General features: G+C 44.7%; 19 protein-coding genes. 12 read left to right on the top strand and 7 right to left on the bottom strand.

The window, feature by feature from the left end:
• Positions 1 to 29: 29 nt before the first annotated feature.
• The 4 genes from JHJ32_RS08315 (at position 30) to JHJ32_RS08300 (ending at position 7,821) form a co-directional block, all read left to right on the top strand.
• Complete coding sequence (locus tag JHJ32_RS08315) at positions 30 to 3,188, top strand: GH92 family glycosyl hydrolase (RefSeq protein WP_200120668.1); 3,159 nt, start codon at positions 30 to 32, stop codon at positions 3,186 to 3,188.
• A 27-nt stretch (positions 3,189 to 3,215) separates the two neighbouring features.
• Positions 3,216 to 4,514, top strand: coding sequence for a hypothetical protein (locus JHJ32_RS08310; protein WP_200120667.1), 1,299 nt, complete (start codon positions 3,216 to 3,218; stop codon positions 4,512 to 4,514).
• 105 nt (positions 4,515 to 4,619) lie between these two features.
• Positions 4,620 to 6,455, top strand: coding sequence for a class I mannose-6-phosphate isomerase (locus tag JHJ32_RS08305; RefSeq protein WP_233632549.1), 1,836 nt, complete (start codon positions 4,620 to 4,622; stop codon positions 6,453 to 6,455).
• Complete coding sequence (locus JHJ32_RS08300) at positions 6,439 to 7,821, top strand: sugar porter family MFS transporter (RefSeq protein ID WP_079716410.1); 1,383 nt, start codon at positions 6,439 to 6,441, stop codon at positions 7,819 to 7,821. Before JHJ32_RS08305 ends, JHJ32_RS08300 begins: the two co-directional genes overlap by 17 nt.
• Positions 7,822 to 7,849: 28 nt before the next feature.
• Here JHJ32_RS08300 and JHJ32_RS08295 read toward each other — a convergent pair whose 3' ends face one another.
• The 3 genes from JHJ32_RS08295 to JHJ32_RS08285 form a co-directional block, all read right to left on the bottom strand.
• Positions 7,850 to 8,587, bottom strand: a complete 738-nt coding sequence (locus JHJ32_RS08295; protein ID WP_079716409.1) for an NAD(P)-dependent oxidoreductase — start codon at positions 8,585 to 8,587, stop codon at positions 7,850 to 7,852.
• Between the two features lie 19 nt (positions 8,588 to 8,606).
• The gene (locus JHJ32_RS08290) at positions 8,607 to 9,005 is read right to left on the bottom strand and encodes a DUF6326 family protein (RefSeq protein ID WP_079716408.1); all 399 of its coding nucleotides are present in this window, start codon (positions 9,003 to 9,005) and stop codon (positions 8,607 to 8,609) included.
• A gap of 98 nt (positions 9,006 to 9,103) precedes the next feature.
• The gene (locus JHJ32_RS08285; RefSeq protein WP_079716407.1) at positions 9,104 to 9,679 is read right to left on the bottom strand and encodes a Crp/Fnr family transcriptional regulator; all 576 of its coding nucleotides are present in this window, start codon (positions 9,677 to 9,679) and stop codon (positions 9,104 to 9,106) included.
• A 70-nt stretch (positions 9,680 to 9,749) separates the two neighbouring features.
• Here JHJ32_RS08285 and JHJ32_RS08280 point away from each other — a divergent pair, with 70 nt between their 5' ends.
• Positions 9,750 to 10,178, top strand: a complete 429-nt coding sequence (locus JHJ32_RS08280) for a hypothetical protein (protein ID WP_200120666.1) — start codon at positions 9,750 to 9,752, stop codon at positions 10,176 to 10,178.
• A gap of 9 nt (positions 10,179 to 10,187) precedes the next feature.
• Here JHJ32_RS08280 and JHJ32_RS08275 read toward each other — a convergent pair whose 3' ends face one another.
• From JHJ32_RS08275 to JHJ32_RS08265, 3 genes are read right to left on the bottom strand one after another with little or no spacing between them, the layout of a single operon-like run.
• Positions 10,188 to 11,009, bottom strand: coding sequence for an ImmA/IrrE family metallo-endopeptidase (locus tag JHJ32_RS08275; protein WP_200120665.1), 822 nt, complete (start codon positions 11,007 to 11,009; stop codon positions 10,188 to 10,190).
• Positions 10,993 to 11,388: a hypothetical protein gene (locus JHJ32_RS08270; protein WP_200120664.1), complete on the bottom strand. Its 396-nt coding sequence runs from the start codon at positions 11,386 to 11,388 to the stop codon at positions 10,993 to 10,995. The genes JHJ32_RS08275 and JHJ32_RS08270 overlap by 17 nt, the downstream gene beginning before the upstream one ends.
• Positions 11,385 to 11,909 (bottom strand): sigma-70 family RNA polymerase sigma factor, encoded by a 525-nt coding sequence (locus tag JHJ32_RS08265; RefSeq protein WP_200120663.1) that lies wholly within the window; start codon positions 11,907 to 11,909, stop codon positions 11,385 to 11,387. Before JHJ32_RS08265 ends, JHJ32_RS08270 begins: the two co-directional genes overlap by 4 nt.
• A gap of 164 nt (positions 11,910 to 12,073) precedes the next feature.
• Here JHJ32_RS08265 and JHJ32_RS23165 point away from each other — a divergent pair, with 164 nt between their 5' ends.
• The 6 genes from JHJ32_RS23165 (at position 12,074) to JHJ32_RS08235 (ending at position 16,282) form a co-directional block, all read left to right on the top strand.
• Entirely contained in the window at positions 12,074 to 12,307 is a 234-nt protein-coding gene (locus JHJ32_RS23165) for a DUF2188 domain-containing protein (RefSeq protein WP_200120707.1), read from the top strand.
• Positions 12,308 to 12,310: 3 nt separating this feature from the next.
• On the top strand, positions 12,311 to 13,114 hold the full coding sequence (locus JHJ32_RS08255; RefSeq protein WP_200120662.1) for a hypothetical protein: 804 nt from the start codon (positions 12,311 to 12,313) through the stop codon (positions 13,112 to 13,114).
• The gene (locus tag JHJ32_RS08250; protein WP_200120661.1) at positions 13,111 to 14,238 is read left to right on the top strand and encodes a nucleotidyltransferase; all 1,128 of its coding nucleotides are present in this window, start codon (positions 13,111 to 13,113) and stop codon (positions 14,236 to 14,238) included. The genes JHJ32_RS08255 and JHJ32_RS08250 overlap by 4 nt, the downstream gene beginning before the upstream one ends.
• Positions 14,238 to 14,654 (top strand): hypothetical protein, encoded by a 417-nt coding sequence (locus JHJ32_RS08245; RefSeq protein WP_200120660.1) that lies wholly within the window; start codon positions 14,238 to 14,240, stop codon positions 14,652 to 14,654. Before JHJ32_RS08250 ends, JHJ32_RS08245 begins: the two co-directional genes overlap by 1 nt.
• A gap of 339 nt (positions 14,655 to 14,993) precedes the next feature.
• Complete coding sequence (locus JHJ32_RS08240; protein ID WP_200120659.1) at positions 14,994 to 15,389, top strand: hypothetical protein; 396 nt, start codon at positions 14,994 to 14,996, stop codon at positions 15,387 to 15,389.
• 26 nt (positions 15,390 to 15,415) lie between these two features.
• The gene (locus tag JHJ32_RS08235; RefSeq protein ID WP_200120658.1) at positions 15,416 to 16,282 is read left to right on the top strand and encodes a hypothetical protein; all 867 of its coding nucleotides are present in this window, start codon (positions 15,416 to 15,418) and stop codon (positions 16,280 to 16,282) included.
• Between the two features lie 2 nt (positions 16,283 to 16,284).
• Here the strand turns inward: JHJ32_RS08235 and JHJ32_RS08230 are convergent, their stop codons facing one another.
• On the bottom strand, positions 16,285 to 17,391 hold the full coding sequence (locus tag JHJ32_RS08230; RefSeq protein ID WP_200120657.1) for a hypothetical protein: 1,107 nt from the start codon (positions 17,389 to 17,391) through the stop codon (positions 16,285 to 16,287).
• Between the two features lie 353 nt (positions 17,392 to 17,744).
• Between JHJ32_RS08230 and JHJ32_RS08225 the strand changes: the two genes are divergently transcribed.
• Positions 17,745 to 19,184 carry a hypothetical protein gene (locus tag JHJ32_RS08225; protein ID WP_200120656.1) on the top strand — a complete coding sequence of 480 codons (1,440 nt, stop codon included), beginning with the start codon at positions 17,745 to 17,747 and terminating at the stop codon, positions 19,182 to 19,184.
• Positions 19,185 to 19,213: the final 29 nt, after the last annotated feature.

Genomic DNA, 19,213 nt, shown 5'->3' with positions numbered 1-19,213 from the left:
AAAGCATATCCATAAAACAAAGCACTTCCATGAAACGAAGCATCATAATTTCATCCATTGCCTTAGCCATGCTGATTGCGGTAGGACAAACGGCATTTGCGCAGTCCCATATCATCTGGCAAATCGGCCAACAGGATGGCTCGCCGGAGGGTATGGCACTCGCACCCCATGATTATGCCCAATTTATCGAGAAGGATTTTGGTTATGAAGACCGCTTTTTTCTGGTCGGCCATTCCTCGCCTGAAACCGATTGGCCGTATGTGCTTCCTGGTCCGGCCAATGGTTGGGGAGGGACAGGGCGGACATCTGGCATCCGCTCGCATGAATTGAATGTCTACTTCAGACTAACTGCTATGCCCACCGATGGCGTAAGTCGGTTAGTGGTGGATTTGCTCGATGTGGAGCAGGAAGCACCACCGTTGTTCAAAGTCGTCGTTAATGGCGTGTCATGGGTTCACCAGTTGAAAGGCGGTAGTGGAAGGGAAGAGCCAACCGGCCCTTATTTAAGCGAACAGGCACAGCAGGTGGTTATCGATTTGCCGGGGGGAAGCATTAAACCGGGATATAACGAAATCATGCTGACCACGCTCATCGGAGGCTGGGTCGTGTTTGACGATGTGCGTCTTGAAGGACCTTCGGCCGCTACGCTTGCGGTTCCAGGGGATGCCCTCATTAAGCGAGTAACAGCTGCTGAATACGAAGTGGTAGAGGGCGACCAACGCTACCAACCATTGTTGATCGATGTGGCACATTTGAAAAATACGCCAACCTTGGCGGTAGAGCTGGATGGGGAGACCGTTTTCAGCCAACGAATCGAACAGGGGGATTATGGGCTTGAGGTCCCGATGTCCCGGGTAACTGCTGAAACATCCAGTCGGTATGCGATATATCTGGACGATATACTTGCCGAAGAAGGAGAGGTCGTTCGTGCGCCGCAGCCATTGGTGACGCCCGCTGACTACGTTAACACCATGATGGGGGTCGGTCATTCGCGTTGGATGATCGCTCCCGGCCCGTGGATGCCTTTCAGTATGGTAAAAATAAGTCCCGATAACCAGAATAGTGGTTGGCAAGCCGGTTATGATCCGACTTTCGAATCGATCGGTACGTTCAGCCATATCCATGAGTGGACCATGGCTGGGTTGGGCACGTTTCCAGTAACCGGGACGTTGGAGACACAAATCGGCGATCAATCGGATCCTGAGTCGGGATACCGCTCCCGGATCGATAAAAGTACCGAGGCGGCATCGTTGGGGTATTATAAGGTGCATCTGACAGATTATAATATTACGGCTGAGCTTACGGCCACTACCCGGGCCAGCTTTCAACGGTATACGTACCACGACGCTGACACCGGCCGGGTGATGGTCGACTTGACCATTCCGGCAGAATACCGTTATCAAGTTGAGGAACTTGACATCAAGCAAGTGTCTCCATACCGCCTTGAAGGGTACAGTAAGCAATTGTCGCGTGGCGTTTGGTCTAAAGATGCCGATCAAGACTACATTGTTCATTTTGTGATGGAGTTTGATCAGCCGGTCATCCGGGCGGGCCATTGGCTCAACGGTATCGTGGGCAACACGGGGGACTTGCAGGCGACGGTCGTAGATGCCGCTGGTATTTTTGTCGAATTCGATACCCGAAAATCGCCGACGGTACAAGTGCGTACCGGGATTTCGTACGTGAGTACGGCTAACGCGGGTGCTAACTTGGAGACCGAAATTACACAACCCTTCAATTGGGATTTTGCCGCCGTGCAAGGACACCATCGAGACGTTTGGAACGATCTGCTGACGCGCGTTACGGTTACCAGCAACGATTATCGGGAGAAGATGCGATTTTATACCAATATGTACCGGAGCTTGGCCAGTCGCAACATATTCAGCGACGTGGATGGGCGTTGGCGTGATGCTGATGAACACGTCCGGCAGTTTAGCAACCCCGACGATGTAGCCCTGGGTTGCGATGCTTTCTGGAATACCTTTTGGAATCTCAACCAATTCTGGAACTTGGTAACGCCGGAATGGTCAAGCCGCTGGGTGCGCTCCCAATTGGCTATGTACGATGCCGGCGGTTGGCTTGCCAAGGGACCGGCAGGGATGGAATACATCCCCGTGATGGTTGCCGAACATGAAATTCCGCTGATTGTGGGTGCCTACCACATGGGTATTCATGATTTTGACGCTGAAAAGGCCTTTGAGGCCGTCTATAAGATGCAAACGACGCCGGCTGAACGTGTCGGCGGAGGGTTGGCGGGCAACCGTGATTTGGAAACCTATCTCGCCCATCAGTATGTGCCGTATGATGAGGGTCGGTTTTCCAATACGTTGGAGTACAGTTTTGATGACTGGACCGTGGCACAGTTTGCGAAGTCACTGGACAAACACTCCGAATATCGGGAATTCATGGAAAGGGGGCAATGGTGGCGCAACGCAATTGACCCTGTTACTGGATACGCCCGTATGAAAGATGCGGCGGGCAATTGGTTTCCTGATTTTGATCCGTTCAAGTCTGGAGCAAATAAGCAGTATGTGGAGGGCAATGCTTGGCAGCTCACGTATTTCGTTCCCCAGGACATTCCCGCGCTGGCGACGCTCATTGGAAGGGATACCTTTATCAATCGGCTAAAGTGGGGCTTCGAGGAAAGTTACAAATGGCGGTTCAACGGACCGAATGATCAATATTGGGATTACCCCGTGGTGCAGGGTAATCAGCAATCCATGCATTTTGCTTTTTTGTTCAACTGGGTGGGCAAACCCTGGCTTACCCAACATTGGAGCCGTGCCATCATGGACCGCTACTATGGTTACGGGGTTTCCAATGCCTATTTGGGCGATGAAGATCAGGGTCAGATGAGCGCTTGGTTTGTGATGAGTGCCCTCGGTTTGTTTCAGACCGATGGCGGTGCCCGCCACGAGCCGATTTATGAAATCGGTAGTCCGATCTTCGAGCGTGTCGATATTGATATGGGCGAACGCTACGGACGAGGCAAACAGTTTACCATCACTGCAATAAACACTTCCAGGAAAAACCGATATATTCAGCGAGCACGGCTAAACGGGAAACCGTTGGAAAATTGCTGGTTTTACGCATCGGAATTGCTGAAAGGAGGGACACTAGAGTTGGAAATGGGTCCCGAACCTAATCCCCATTGGGGTATTGCTGCAATCCCGCCTGTCAATCAGTAATTAATCATTAACAATGAAAAGCTAAGGATGAAAGTTGTAGGATTTTTAATGGTAGCAGCCGTTGTCACGATGGCCTGCGGTACCTCTTCGCGCGCCGACCGCGCACTCGCTTCGCTGATCAAACAGGATACGCTTCTGCAAACCGTCAAATCCATGGCGCGGGAAACCGTTAGATCCGGGTTTAACGCTGGCGATGGGTATCAAGAGGTATGGATACGTGATTATAATACCTTTATCACCCTGGCAACGGAACTCCATCCGTCAACAACCATCGAAGAAAACCTCCGCGTTTTTTTTCGCTTGCAGGGTGAGGACGGAAACATCGTCGATGGGTTTGTACCGAAAACCAGGGCTCGTCGTTCAGAGGGTGGGTATGCCTATGTCTATACGGTATTGGAGCCCAATTATGCTGGCCACAAAAATACGGTGGAAACCGATCAAGAAAGTTCGCTGGTTCAGGCCGTGTATAAATACATCCGTAAAAGTGGGAATCATACGTTTCTGCAAGACACCATCGGCGGGCAGACGGTTGCCAGGCGGTTGGAACATGCGATGGAATTTCTTATGGCTCAGCGATTCAATCAGGAATATGGATTGCTGTGGGGTGCTACCACGGCAGATTGGGGCGACGTACAACCGGAACATCCGTGGGGTGTCTACCTGACTGACAGTACACACTATGCTATCGACATCTATGATAACGCTATGTTCCTGATTGCGCTGGATAACCTGGTGGAGCTTCTGCCGGATACCCGCGAAAAATGGACACCTATACGGGATCATGTGGCTGCGAACAGCACTAGGCATCTTTGGGATACTGACCGGCAGCAATTCATACCTCATATTTATCTTAATGGTTCACCTTTTTCCCGAGATTTCGACGAAGCAGGGGTCTATTACCACGGCGGTACTGCCGTGGCTATCGAGGCTGGATTGCTTTCGCAGGAACAGGTGAAGCACGCGCTCGGCCGCATGGTAGCCAATGTACAGGCTTCGGGGGCTGCATCTATTGGGTTAACCTTATATCCCCCTTACCCGGCCGGGAGTTTCAAAAACCCGGGAATGCATCCTTATGGCTACCAGAACGGCGGTGATTGGGACTGGTTTGGGGGCCGGATGATTCAGCAGCTTATCCGCCATGGCTTCGTGGCGGAAGCTTATGAACAGGTGCAGCCTATGCTGCGCCGTGCCGTTGATCACAACGGTTTCTATGAATGGTATACCATCGACAACCAACCGCATGGTTCGGGAACCTTCCGCGGGGCTGCGGGAGTACTTTACGATGCCATCGTCTTATTTGAGGAGTTTGCAGCAACCATTCATTGACGGATTTAATACGGTAATCCGCTTGCCGACCGGCGCTTGACTACGTGATGAACGGCTGAAAGGTAACCTTGTACATATTGTAGTAACTTAATAATTTTTATGCTAATGAAATTGAAGCGTAATGGTGAGACGCAGGAGGAAGTAATGACGACGGGTGTCTCCTTAACGTTGCGGAACACGAAACAGGAAATCATGCCAGCGGAAGTACGGGCCACGGACAGCGCGGGATATGGCATTTATCCCGCCCACCCACTGGGCAACGGGAAGATTCACTATGGTTATGATACGTTGGCGCAATGGGTAGTGGAGCAGAAAACAGTGATCATTGATGGTTATGTGGGTAACTTCTGGGACCGCATAGCCACTCACTTAATGGCCGAATTGGAAAAACTGGATACCCAAGTCAATTGGTATGCTATGCATGACTTCCTTAAGCCAGAAGCGGACATCGAACAACTTGTAAAACCTTTTCTTGGAAGTGAAGATTCAGTTTGGGGCTCAAAGACGGCACTCAACTTAACTGATTTTTACCGATGGGATGACTTGGTTGGCGTCGAACCTGATCCGAACTATGCAATCAATATCTTAATCGGTACGGGAGCCGCATTGAGCGGATGGGATGCGTCGGTGATCTATGTTGATTTGCCCAAGAATGAATTGCAGCACCGCATGAATGCCGGTGCAATTACGAACCTGGGAAAGTCAGCACCGGAAAAGCCGACGGCAATGTACAAACGGTTTTATTTTGTAGATTGGGTGGTCTGCAATAAACATAAGGAATCGCTGCTGCGCAGCGTGGATGTATTGGCAGACGGGCAGGGGGTCGACTGGATCACATGGGCGTATGCGCCGGATGTTGTGAATGGTTTGAAAACACTTTCCCGATCGGCGTTCAGGCCGCGTCCTTGGTTTACGCCTGGTTCGTGGGGTGGACAATGGATTAAGAAGCACATTCCCCAGGTCAGTCAGGAAGAGCCCAATTACGCATGGTCGTTCGAGCTGATCGCGCCCGAGAATGGTTTAGTTTTCGAAAGTGATGGGATTTTGCTGGAAGTCTCGTTCGATTGCTTGATGACAGTCGCCGGCTTGGAGATTTTGGGTAAACACCATGCGCGTTTCGGTAACGAATTTCCAATACGGTTTGATTTTCTCGATACATTTGACGGAGGCAATTTATCCATCCAATGCCATCCTTCATTGCCATATATCCGGAAAAACTTCGGCGAAGTGATCACGCAGGACGAGACCTATTATATCCTGGACAGTGCGCCGGATGCGAAAGTATACCTGGGCTTTCAGGACGATATCGATCCGGCGGCATTCAGGGAAGAGCTGGAAAATAGCTTGGAAAAAAACACGGAAGTGGCTATAGGCAATTATGTGCAGTCTTTTCCTGCGGCGAAGCATGATTTGTTTTTGATTCCGAATGGAACAGTACACAGCTCAGGGAAAAACAACCTGGTACTAGAAATCAGTGCAACACCATATATTTTCACATTCAAAATGTATGATTGGTTGAGCAAAGATCTAAATGGAGATCCACGTCCTATTAATATCGAGCATGCCTTCAACAACCTACGGTTCGACCGGAAAGGACAACGTGTGCCCCGGGAGCTTATTTCCAAGCCGTATGTATTGGAAGAAGGCAAAGGCTGGAAGATGATCCACTTACCCACGCATGAAGCGCATTTTTATGATGTGCATAGGATCGAATTTGAGAACGAAGTGACGGTACACACGCGGCAGGCGTGTCACGTGATGATGTTGGTGGAGGGTACGGAAATTTCGGTACGGATAGGTGATCGGGAAACGGTATTTCGATACGCGGAAACGTTCGTGATTCCCGCAGCGGTATTGCAGTATACGCTGGTAAATACCGGAGGAGGGACGGCCAAGGTGGTTAAAGCGTTTGTTAAGGACGATCATGGAGCAACAACATAAATTTCCAAAAATTCTGTGGTTGGCCTGCGCGGTTGCGGCACTTGGGGGCTTTCTGTTTGGATTTGATATGGCAGTGGTATCGGGGATACTGCCACTGGTGACAAAACAGTTTTCGCTTTCTGCTTTGCAGCAGGGTTGGTTTGTGTCCTCGGCGTTGGTGGGTTGCATTGTGGGGGTGGCGATGTCCGGCGAGCTCGGTGACCGGTACGGCCGGCGCCGAGTATTGATATTGGCCGCCGTCTTATTTTTAGTGTCTGCGCTGGGATGCGGACTGTTGCCGACATTTTCGTCGATTATTGTGGCGCGTATCCTGGGCGGCGTGGGGGTGGGCATCGCCTCCAGCATGGTGCCGCTGTATATTTCCGAGATCGCCCCGGCAAGGATTAGGGGGCGGTTGGTGACGTATTACCAACTGGCTGTGACCTTTGGCATCTTGGTGGCGTATTTGAGCAACGCATTCTTGGTACAGGGGGCGCCCAGTATGGTGGGCCGCTTGTCGGGGTGGGGCGGTCTATGGCTCCATGAAGAGGTGTGGCGGGGGATGTTTATCGTAGGTACGCTGCCGGCACTGGTTTTTTTGCTGGGGTTGCTGGGTATTCCCGAAAGTCCGCGATGGCTCCTGCAGAAGGGACAAACGGCTGCTGGAATGGCATTGCTTAATCGGTTCGTGGGCGAAGCGGAAGCAGCGGCAGATTTGAAAAGTAGGGGTCAAGGGCAACGCTTGGCTGCTTACCGGGATTTGTTTTCGCCGAGATTACGCAAAGCGCTCCTATTAGGGTTGCTCTTACCGTTTTTTTCGCAATTCTGTGGGATCAATGCGATTATTTACTATGGTCCGAGCATATTGAATACTACTGGTGTGAGTCTGTCCGGCTCGTTGCAAAGCCAGATTGTCTTTGGCGTAGCCAATCTGGTGTTTACCTTAATCGCGGTATGGAAAGTGGATAAGCTGGGCAGGAGGCCGCTCTATCTGATCGGTACGGCGGCCGCGGCATTGAGCCTGATGGTGGTAGGAGGCTGCCTTTATGGAGAAAATACACCGGGGATGCTGTTGTTGTTTTCGGTCATCATATTTTTGGCCAGCTTTGCGTTTTCGATTGGTCCACTGAAGTTCGTAGTGGCTGCCGAAATTTTCCCTTCAAACATCCGGGGAAGGGCGATGGCGCTCAGTATCATGGTTATGTGGGTTGCAGATACGGTCATCGGACAATTGACGCCCTTGCTGTTGGATCGTATAGGGGCTGCTGTTACATTCTGGTTCTTCGCGCTGTGGTGTATACTCGCCTTTATCACGGTCTACCGGTTGTTGCCCGAGACCAAGGGCAGGTCACTGGCCGACATTGAGCGTCAATGGTCGGAGAAATAAATCATTGTTTTTCGTTTGCGGGTTTAGGTTATTTTATTTCGTCTTTGCTATGGTTGTAGATTACCGGCATTTGTCCTTTCCACGTATTCCATAGCTGGTCGTCCAATACAAGCCTCGCCATAAAGTGTGCCACATTGATACGGCTTGTTTTACCCGGATTGAAGATTGCACTTCTTGTTGGTGATTGATGCAACGCATATTCCGTTACCTCTTCTTCATTTATCAAATTATCGGGGCGGACGGCAACCCATTCAACGTATGCATTGTTCTGCCCGATTTCTTTTCTTAAATAGTCCGCTGTTTTTTCGTTGTCCGTGTGCGGTGGAAGAAACAACCTGAGTAATCCGGTTACTATGCTTTGCCTCATTGAAACAGGTTCGTTTATACCCCTATTCCGGTTCCCCGCCGTGTTCATCAAAACGAACCGGATTGGTTTTTGAGGCGCGTTTTGGTCAATGGCTTGGCATAACAGAATTGCCGTGTCCATAACGAGTTTTCTCGGCTTTCCAAAAATACCTTTCCAGGTCAGGTTATGGCCAAGGCAGGAAGCTGCCGAATCGCAGTCCGACAGGATCTTAGCCATTTCTTCGATGGTGATTTCCGTTATATTCCTTTGGATTACCATCAATTGCTTATTATTATTCCAATGGTCAGGTAAATTACTCGTTGGACGGGCTACTACTTTAACATGCTGCCCTGCTGCCAGAAGTTGCTCCACCAAAAGCTTTCCCGTCGCCCCGCTGGCCCCGACTATCAACGTTTTCATTTTTGTATTCGATCATCGGTTACCTAATTGCGGTTTCCTCTTTCTTCCATTTCCATGCAGACCACACAATACCGATACAGGCTGCAATCTCGACTATGCTGAAAAACCAATAATGCAGTGTGTTGCCCCCGACAGTCAGACTCCATAGTTGGATAATGGCCAGCAGTATGCCGAAAATTAGATTCAGTATCCGGTTTGATTGATACCTCAATAGACGGGAAAGCAAAATCATCAGCATCGGGATTTCCATCATGACAGCAAACGCCAGGAGAAACTCCTGGGTTATCTGCATATCACCGACCCTACCGTTCAATATGTTTTTCAAATCGTCGGCGTGCATGAGTGTAAACACATCGCAAAAGATGAAATTCACTGTCAAAAATATCCATAGCGTGGAAAGCAATACTTTTTTGTCCATTGTTTTTTGCAAATTTACATTCGTCCTGTTTAGCCGTTGGAAAATTACGCAACACCGACGTCACAAACGTTCACTTAAGTTAAGAAATCCAGCAGGCATTAAGTCTTTCCGGATATACGGGTTCGGATCCGGCTTAGCGACTGGGGTGTAATCCCTAAAAAGCTTGCAATTTGATGCTGTGGTACACGCTGCAATAGGTCGGGACGGTTACGAAGCAATTTCAGGTACCGCTGTTCGGGTGATGAGGTCTTGAAATCATCAAGTGTAAGTTGGCTTTTGGCGAGTTCTTGTTCCGAAAACATCCGGCAAAGCGTTTCAAACTTCGGGAATTTTGCGAATGTCTCGTGTTCCATCTCAGGTGTGGAGGCGGTGATGATTGTATCTTCAACAGCAGCGATGTAGTATACGGATGGGTTGCCGCTCATCACACAATGTGGGGTGATGCCTTCCATCTCGGTATAAAAGGCCGTTGTTTTTTCGTCGCCGTCAATGATGTAATAGGTCCTCAGGCAGCCTTTTAAGACAAAGTAGCAATTGTTGGATAGCTGTCCTTCTTTGAGTAAGACCGTTCCCTTCTTTACCGATCGGAATATGTCGAAAGCGGCTATTGCTTTTTTTTCATCTTCCGTAAGGGAAACGAACTTTGAGATAAAGTTAAATAACAGGTCTTGCATTTCCGTCTATTGTTTTTGTCACTACACATCGTGACGGTGCCCGCTGGAATTGTTTTTTTTATTTTATTCCGTGGAGTTAAAGGTAAAGACTTTTTTACTTATTTCCAGTCTGAATTTGATAAGGCTGCACGATAGCCCGAATGGTTACGGCTTAGCGGCAACCGGTTCTGTAAGCTTTAAGATCGCAAGCGCCGAGTGGAAATGTGCACCCAATTTCCGATCCTCCTCAGATAAGAAGTGTCAAGCCGCAAGAATTAAGGAATATTCAATAAATCATAATAACGAAAAAAGGCGACTAACTTTTGTTAATCGCCTCGTTCTCGAAGTAGGCTTGATAGGACAAAATCAAATCCGCTTGGTGGAGGATTTGAAGAAGTTGTCCGCGCTTTATGATAGTTTGATTGCTGAAAATCAAAACTTTATTGATTTGGAAACTGATAATGGTATGTCGGTCGAGCTATCAAGAAAAAGAAACTGGAAGAATCGGTTACACCAATAGTTGTTCCTTCTAATCTTCCCAAATGATACTTAATATGGTTTGGTATCGTTTCGTGGGAATACAGTATTCATAGAAATCTGTGTCTTCATCATATTGGTTTAAGTTGAACCATGTCGATTTTTTGATAATTTGTGCTTTTTCTTCCAACTTGTATACAAAGTCATAATCCTTTTGAAGATATTCCATGGCAACGGAATCAGTCGGTGGAGCCAACCTATTATAATCACCCATCCATACCTTTAAATCGTCAGACTTCTTCCAATATTTGACCCTACCATTTTCGATAAAAACTATGCATATAGGATGGAGCTGTCCGAACTGCAGATAACGAAAAACGGTAGCAGTTAAACTGGCTCTAAACCTTTCAGCTAACTGCTTTATGAGAAGGGGGGTGAACTTTTTGCCTTTTGCTTCCTTAAGGAATATTTTCTCTGGCATTAGAAGTTCACTCGCGAATTCATTGGCTTCCAGCTCCTGCCTTCCATTTTTTAATGTGTTTTCCATCCCTTCAATGACATTAAAATTTGCAAATGTGTCATCCGGTAATCGCATATTCCTGTGCATCAACACATGCCCTATTTCATGGGCAGCCACGAACCGCTTTCTTTCCTGGAATTGTATTCTGGAATTTACTTTTATGACCGATTTACTGTTTCCAAAAATAACTTTCCCATCACAGTTTGCCAATTCTTCTTCAATGAGTATCGCGTCCAGCCCAGCAACCACTAATCCTGCAACGAATAGGTCCATATCCATATCCGTGATTTCATCCAGACCACATATGTCCAAAAGCTTACGGGCCTGCATACGGGCATTATTGACGCTTTTCATCGTCTTCTAATTCTTCTAGTATTTGTACGAGATTTTGATCTTTGATTATTGTAATAATGTCCTCTTTGGAAAGTTTATCGAGGTTCCGGTATAGGGCCAGAGAAGCATTCCCTTGGATAAATTGCTTTAGCATCGCTACAGGTTTTTCAATGTTGGATTCTATGGCTTCCTGAAACTTGTTAACCAAATTCAAAAGATTGTCATTGCGCTGCTTTTGCGCTTTTGCCTTTGCTAAAAAAATAATCTGCTTCTTCTTTCTGTCGAATTCATCGATATTTGGAATATGCTCGTTAAGCATTTCATCGATGACGTCCTTATCCACTTCTTTGTAAAAAGCAAGCAGAGCATCATCTATTTTCTCCTTAATTTTGTTGCTCATATGATACTTTTTGCTTGTACCCTTATTTTAGGCAATCTTCGTTCCAACCGTTTTGTGATAACGTAAATTTCTTTCACATCAATACCAAGATCTCCTGCAATTTCCGCCGGTTTATAAATCCCATCCAACCAGTATTCGAACACTAATAGCTCATTATCATCGGCTCCCGCCCGTTTCAATAATTCTGAAACCTGTTCCCTTTCTTCCTTGAAATCATTTTGCCCGCTATCTAGCTCAATTCCTTGTAGATCCTGTGTTTGTCCGATTGAAGTGCCATTGAAAAAATTGCTGAGTTCACTTTTCAGGCAACCGAACATGAATTCGGTGAATGAACAGTTAGCTTTTTCCCAATCACGGGTTCCCTCCATCACTTTTAAAAATAAATCACCTACGAAATCAACGGGTTCTTTCCCATCGAAATCCTTGACGCCAACTGACCTTAAGCGACTTGATGCATACAAAGTTAACCTCTTAATAAGGTCATCCAAATCAACAGATTGTAATGCGTCACAAAGATTCATCACTCGATTTATAATTACATGCTAAGATGGTGAAAAAAATTGCCATTCGTTTCAAAAAAATGTCCACATGGCAAAAAACAGAAAGATGCCAGCATACCTATGTGAAAGCCTCCGAAAGCAATTGCCGAAAGTGGGGCACAGGTATTAACAAAAAAACAGGATTTATGAGCAAAAGAAATCAACATGTGGTGCCCAACGGTGATAAATGGGCGGTAAAAGGTGCCGGAAACGGGAAAGCTACCAAAATTGTAGGCTCCCAAAAGGAAGCCATTAAAATAGCCCGGGAAATTGCTATCAATCAACAAACCGAAGTTGTGATCCATAGACCCGATGGGAGGATCCGGGATAAGGATTCCTATGGAAACGACCCTAATCCTCCAAAAGACACAAAGTATTAGCGGATGAGAGGTAAGGTAAGTTTAGTTATAGGTCTTCTGGGTTTCATCTCCTGTCTTTTTATGGAAGGGGATGAACCCAAGAGTACGGTGTTCAAGGTCTCTTTGGGTCTCGTTGTAGGTAGTTTGGTCGAGTTGTGTGTGTTCTTGGTTGAGAACCGCAATAAATGGAAGCTTTTCAAGACATTGATTCTAAAACGTAACCAATCAGTCAGGGTGACGGTGGCTTACCTGTTTAGGATTGAAATGAATGGGAAATATCTTTTGATCAAAAGACACAAGAAAGATAATCCCGGTTACCAGCCTGTGGGTGGTGCGTACAAATATTTGAAAGAGGAGAACAGGGAACTTTTCGATCGATTGGGAATCGAGCCGTGCAACCATGTGCCGAGAGACGAGGATACGGAAAACGATTTGAGGATAATCATTAAAAGGAGGAAAAACCTAATTGCTTTCCTGAGGTGGTTCGAAAGCAGAAAGAACCGTGAAATGGATCCAACTCGGGAATTCCGCGAAGAACTGATAGATGCAAATCTATTACCTGAAGGTATCTTCAGGCATATCAAATATGTGTTTATCGGAAAACACGTGGAAGGTGTGCTGAAATCACCGATATATCCTACCGATGAATTACGCTACGCGGATATATATGAGTTGAGGACGGAAAACGACGCCCAAAAGCACGCTATCCTTGATCTAATAAATCGGAATGAGAGCATTTACTTTGCTACGCCCGATGAAATCCGAAACGGTTCGACCGTAAGGGGCGAAAGGATTCTTCCCCACACATTTAAAATTTTACCAAGATGATAGTAACAGAAAAGAAAGCCACACAGATCGACGACGTTCTGGACAGGATGGCGGAGGACGTTCAGCTTGACAAAACAAGACATGAGCGAATGATAAGCAGTTACGAAGCTGTAAGGGAATGGATTGAGGCCGATGAAAAGTTCTTCAAGCCTTACAAATACGATGTGTATCCCCATGGATCGGTTAGGATATTGACAACCGTTAAACCGATCGGAAGAGACGAGTTCGATCTGGATATTGCTGTACACCTGAAATACGGCACTCCCCATACTCCGGAAAGAATATATAATGAGCTGAGAAGGCGACTGAATGAACATGGGCTGTATAAGGATATGTTGGAAGCCAAGAACCGCTGTATCCGTTTAAAATATGCAGGCGATTACCATATGGATATATTGCCAGGTGTTCAGGAGATCGAATATGATAAAAACTGTATCATGGTTCCCGACCGCGAATTGGGAAGCTGGGTCAGTAGTAATCCCAGAGGCTATGCGGACTGGTTCATTGCGAAAGCAAACCTTGTGCGGGAAAGTCTGCTTGAGAAAGCGCTCAGGGCGGAAAATCTGCCGGCCGACGACTATAGCAAGAAAAAGCCATTGCAACGTGGGGTACAATTGATTAAGCGGTATCGGGACATCTATTTCCAAAAAAATGATAGCTACAGGACATCAAGCGTGATACTGACTACGATAGCGGGACAGTTTTATCAAGGTGAAGAAAGTATTTTCGATACGGTTGACAACATTGTTACGACTATTCAAAGTAGAATTGGCCAATCTTACGGCAGATTGAAAATAATTAATCCGGTTAATCCCGACGAGGATTTTACTGATAAATGGGATAGCGAACCGGAGTATTATGAGGCATTCAAACGTTTTTCGATCCACCTGTATAACGAGTGGCAAAGATTAAAAGAGGATAACGGTATTATTGAGGAAAGCCACATTATGAAGGGACTGTTTGGCGATGAACTATTTTCGAGGGCCCAGACCAACCAGGCAACGTGGATGGAACGGTATCGGAAATCCAATGAGCTCGGTATGGATCGGAACAATGGGCTATTGACTTCTGCAGGCTTGTCGGGAAGTTCCGTGGTCAAAAGCAATACTTTTTTTGGCGGTTGATGGCAGGGAATTCAAAAGTAAAGGATAGGACCCTTGCTGAACAGTTGGCTTGTATGAAGTCGAAGTATCCCCAATTCGATGCAAAGTTCATTTCCCACAGTTCGATAAAGGTGGAAGGAACTCTCCAACCGACTGCGAGAAGTCATGTGTACGCGTTTGTGCTCAAGTACGATTTAACGGGCATTCCGAAGATGAGAATTATTTCACCAGAGCTCCGTATGAATTATAAAGGTGAGAAGATTCCCCACTTATATCCTTCCGGGAATCTGTGCTTGTATATGCCAAAATATCGGGAGTTTACAAAAGCCGATTTTTTGGCTGACAAGATCGTTCCCTGGACTTCTTTATGGCTGTATTACTACGAATTATGGCATGCAACTGGAGAATGGCTTGGCGGAGGCGAGCACCCCAAGTAATATATATTCAATCCGTGGAATATCTTTTGATTTGATGCCTAAACGAACAGCCGTTTTATAAATCGGAGTCAGTAACGATGAACAGGCCGGGAGAGGTTATTACCTCGATTATTAGGAAGATGTTTTTAAGTTATTATTGCCTGGTTAACGATATTGCAATGATATCGGGTTTTTATAGTGTGCAATTTGGATATTGTAAAGGGGTTCCATTAACACTGCGATTGTACGGTAAAAAAATGGAATACTCGAAGATTGAATATCTCGACATTTAGCATAGAATGAAAGCATAAATATAGTCCTCTAAACTTCTTACATTTATAACATCAAGACTTATTAAGTATGGACGAAAAAAGATTATATGAGGTTTGTTTTTCACTTGCAGAGGACTTAATGTGGGAAAAGACCACGTCGCCATTAGAAAAGCTTCCTGAACAAATGAATGAACTATCTGTAATGACCGAAAATTTTGTCAATCTATCAAAAAGCAATTTTTATCAAGTAGAGAATCTGCCGGATGGGCAGGAAATATTAATAGGAGCCATAAGGTATTTGAACGCCATTGCAATACCGCCTTTAAGAGGAAATTATGAATGGTTTGATTATTCATTGACTATTCTTTTGGAGCTAGCATATCCCAGTGGAGGTCCTGATCAGTCAGGGTTACCATTTTTGCTAAGGGCTAGAAATGGTATTGAGCAGTTGATTGATTGGGCTAATCAGCCAGAAGACGAATAGCACAAACGCATCTGATATATAGGACTATGGATTTACCGTTAAACCATTCGATACAGAATATTTTCATTCAGATCGGTCAGTTTGATCGATATGCCATATTCAATTTCTATTATGGTTCAGAGGCATGTCAGAAGTATGGCAATACAGTATATGGCTATATTATTTATACACCGTCGGAGCGTGCAAAACTGAAACTTGAGGTCAATTCTGATAATATCGGCAATGATGACGGCTTAGTATTGCTGGATGGTGCTTTGCAGAACACCGGAAAAAATAGGTTACTTAAAACGGAGGGTTTTTATGCAAGGGATGTTAGAAGTCTAAGTGCACTTGATATCGGACCTATTAAAAATCAATATGATAATGCGGACATTAAAGATATTCCAAACACTATCAATGTTAACTTTAGCCCAGACTTATTCGATGGAGAACGTATGCAGCTACCTCTCTTTAGAAAAAGAATCAAAGAAGGCATTCCGTTAATTCCGGCCGAGAAGAGGATATATTTTAGTCTTATGCTTTTGTTGGAACCCGATCAGCTTTCAGATAGTGATAAAAATACCTTTTTGACAAATCCCGAAACGGAAAAGTTCTACGACGATGTTTTGATTACCTCGTTGAAAACACTGGTATATGCAGATCGAAAGAATAGCCCTTTTAGAGCGGCACTAAATAACGCGCTTGCCAATCGCAGGAAAGAGCGGGTCGCTTTTATATGTCGTCATTTGGGCATAGCGACTAAACATATTGACAAGCTAAAAAATGAAAATAAGGAGAGGGAACTTTACAAATGTCGAACTTTTTGGAGGATTATGAGGCTGTTTTGGGTGCAAAGCATCTCCTCAATTAGTTTAAAAGTTGCCTTTTACAATAAAGAACTTCAAGCGGACTAACGTTATTTTAGTTCTTGTTCCAGTGCCGCCATTTGTTGACAATAGCTTGGGTGTTGAAAGAAATTGAAATGCTCATCAAAAATGTATTGAGCACGCCCCTCCTCCAGATCCTTGACCAATTGCTTGCGGTCAGGCAAGTCAGGAGGCATTAGATCTTCGATATAAAAACGCATGAGCTTAAAGAGATTCGCTTTCTGTTTTGCGCCTTGTAGGAACTCAACCTTATTTGGCACCCTCGCCGCTATCTTATAGGTATTATCTTTGAACAAAGAATAATATTTCGGTCTCCGCTTGATATTTTCGTTCAGATATCTTAGCCGTGCAAACAGTTCTCGTATTTGGACGGAATTAAGCGCACCGTTAATCTTGCTTAAGAACGTTTTGTAGCTTGCCAGACAAAACCGGCTGTCATTCAGGACAGCCAGTATCACAATCTTGCCAATTTTTACCATCACGACCTGACTGTTCAAATTATCCAGATAATCAAATTCTTCTGTTTCGGTTTCAACAAGTGCTTCAAAAACAACTATCGAACCCTGAACGTCTCTAGTAAGTCTCACTCCCGTATGGTGTTGCCGGATAATATTGTGGATATGGTATAAAGGATGCCAGCAATAGCTATCTCCAATCTTTCCAACTGCCAGCCGCTGGTCACGTTCAGCCTCTAAATAGGTATCTTTTAAATGTGTTTTGAAAAACAAGAGACAAACCCAATGGAACAGACGGAAATACCAATGTTCGTCACTTTGGAGAATGTCAGCTACCGTCCTATAGTCTTTTTTGAGCAGTTGGCTAACTGGTATTTCGAGTTCTTGCCCTAATAACGTGTTACATTCCTGACAACAAGGAACGGTATAATGGCTATTCTTTATCGTTGTGGCATTAGGCAGGATCATAAACGATGTAGGTGTGCCATAAGATTTTAAGATCCAGTTCGGGATCACATGCTCATTATTGAATGGCTTGGAGCTAGGCTCGGCACCGCATATAAAACAACTATGTCCTCTAACAATCCGATCTAAAAAGTCGTCATAACTAAAATGCAGAGTTCTACCGTCATCCGCATCTACAATAGTCTTTGTTTGCTTATGAATAAGGAATCTCGTCATTTTGCTCTAACAATAAGATAGAAGTTTAATTTTTCTCAAATTTAAGTAAGATTTTTTAAGAACCATGTGATACTTATGCGCCTATTCAGAAAACGGAAATAGCCTTTTAATCTCCTCAATTTACGCTTTTGGTTGTTCTTACGATAAGACATTACGAAATAAGTACGCTAACCCAAGATCATATACTTTACCTACCGATATCTTAAAAATGGGATAAATTTTATGCTCCCGCTAAAAGTCATGTGACATAGATTTCAAATGTATTTTTTATAAAAAATGTTGCTTATCTTTAAATAGCCAAGAATTTTTTTTTCGCATAAAAACTCTAACGAGTTTTTTATATATAGCGTGATATGACAACCATCGAAAAGTTATTAAAATCAAGTGGACCATCGCTGTCGAGCGAATTGGCAAAGAGAGTGGCCGAGGGAAATAAGATGAAACCAAATACCGCAAGCCAACAAGTGGCAAGAGCTAAGGATATTTTAAGAATAAACGGCTTTTTCAAAAGTCAACAATCGTTGATGTTCTTGGAAGAACATGTGGATGATGATCTTGTTTACCCAGTATTGGCTAAGAAAATGTTTGAACATGGTCTGAAATATTGGTATACGTTAAATGCATTGAGGTTACACGAAGGTACAGTAGGACGGCGGTTTCTAGAATGCTATACCAACTACCCTATTCTACCCTTAAAGTCTCACTTGCCATTTTCTAAAGTAATGCAGAAGTTCATTAATGAAAATGTCATTGCTTACAATGGAGATGAATACTTGCTTTCCCCAAAAATATACAGAACGCCGTCTGCAAGTCTATTTAGTAAAACAATTGAGAACATAAAGCTATTCGTTTTGGAGGATTTTCACTCTTTGGTAAGAAACACGGGGATAATTTCTTATGATAGCGGTGCAATCCTTGAAGAGCATGGGAAGTTCAGATGGGGCTTCAAAGGCCTTAGCCCGATTGTTGGTCTTAAGACAGATGGAAAGTTTGGCTTTGTATTGGCCGATATACTGATTGGCGTTCCAATCTATAAAGATGATGTGATGTTTTTCATAGCCAAACTTAAGCAAATATTGAGCTTCAAAAGTGCGTCCCGAGTAATACCTTTTCTAATCGTTGATGATCTTGACAAAGAAGCAATGATGTTATTGAAGGAGAACGGTATTGTTGTAGGATTTGTCAGAGAGCTCTTCGGTGCAAAATATGCCGAAACGATGAAAGAGCTGATTTCGATTTTTAACAATGCCGGTGCCAGTTTAAAAACAAACCCTAATAAATATTTGGAACTTATAGATGAACTAAAGAAATTCAACAAAGGATTGTTGAACAATATTAGAGGAACTCTTTTTGAATACGTGGTCGGGCACATACACGTTAGTAAAGGAAGCAATATTGAAATCGGATGGGAAATCGTGGAGAATGGAGGAAGACATGAAATGGACGTACAGGCCGTTTATGGCGATAAGGTCGTTATTTCAGAATGTAAGGGAACCAAATCACAAATTGAACTGGAGGATGTAGAAAAATGGATAACAAAGAAAATTCCCGCATTTAAAAAATGGTTCTTAGGCCAAGAGATTTTCAAAAAAAAGGAACTTAAGTTTGAATACTGGTCAACTGCTGGATTTACCGACGATGCTCTTCAAAGAATGAAGGATTTTAAGAGTAGCTATACTAAACACGAAATTAATTTTTTTGGCCCTGACGAAATCCGCAAAGTGGCAAAGGAGATGAATAATAAAAAATTAAGGGAAGCTCTGGATAACTTTTTTTTGAAGATCAAAGTATAGAGTGTGGACTTTACATCGAAAATCTAGTT

The organism is Parapedobacter sp. ISTM3 (assembly GCF_016533505.1).
Taxonomy (GTDB): Bacteria; Bacteroidota; Bacteroidia; order Sphingobacteriales; family Sphingobacteriaceae; genus Parapedobacter; species Parapedobacter luteus.
Note: the sequence above shows the minus strand (reverse complement) of the source record. Positions and strands in the feature narration are given on the sequence as shown.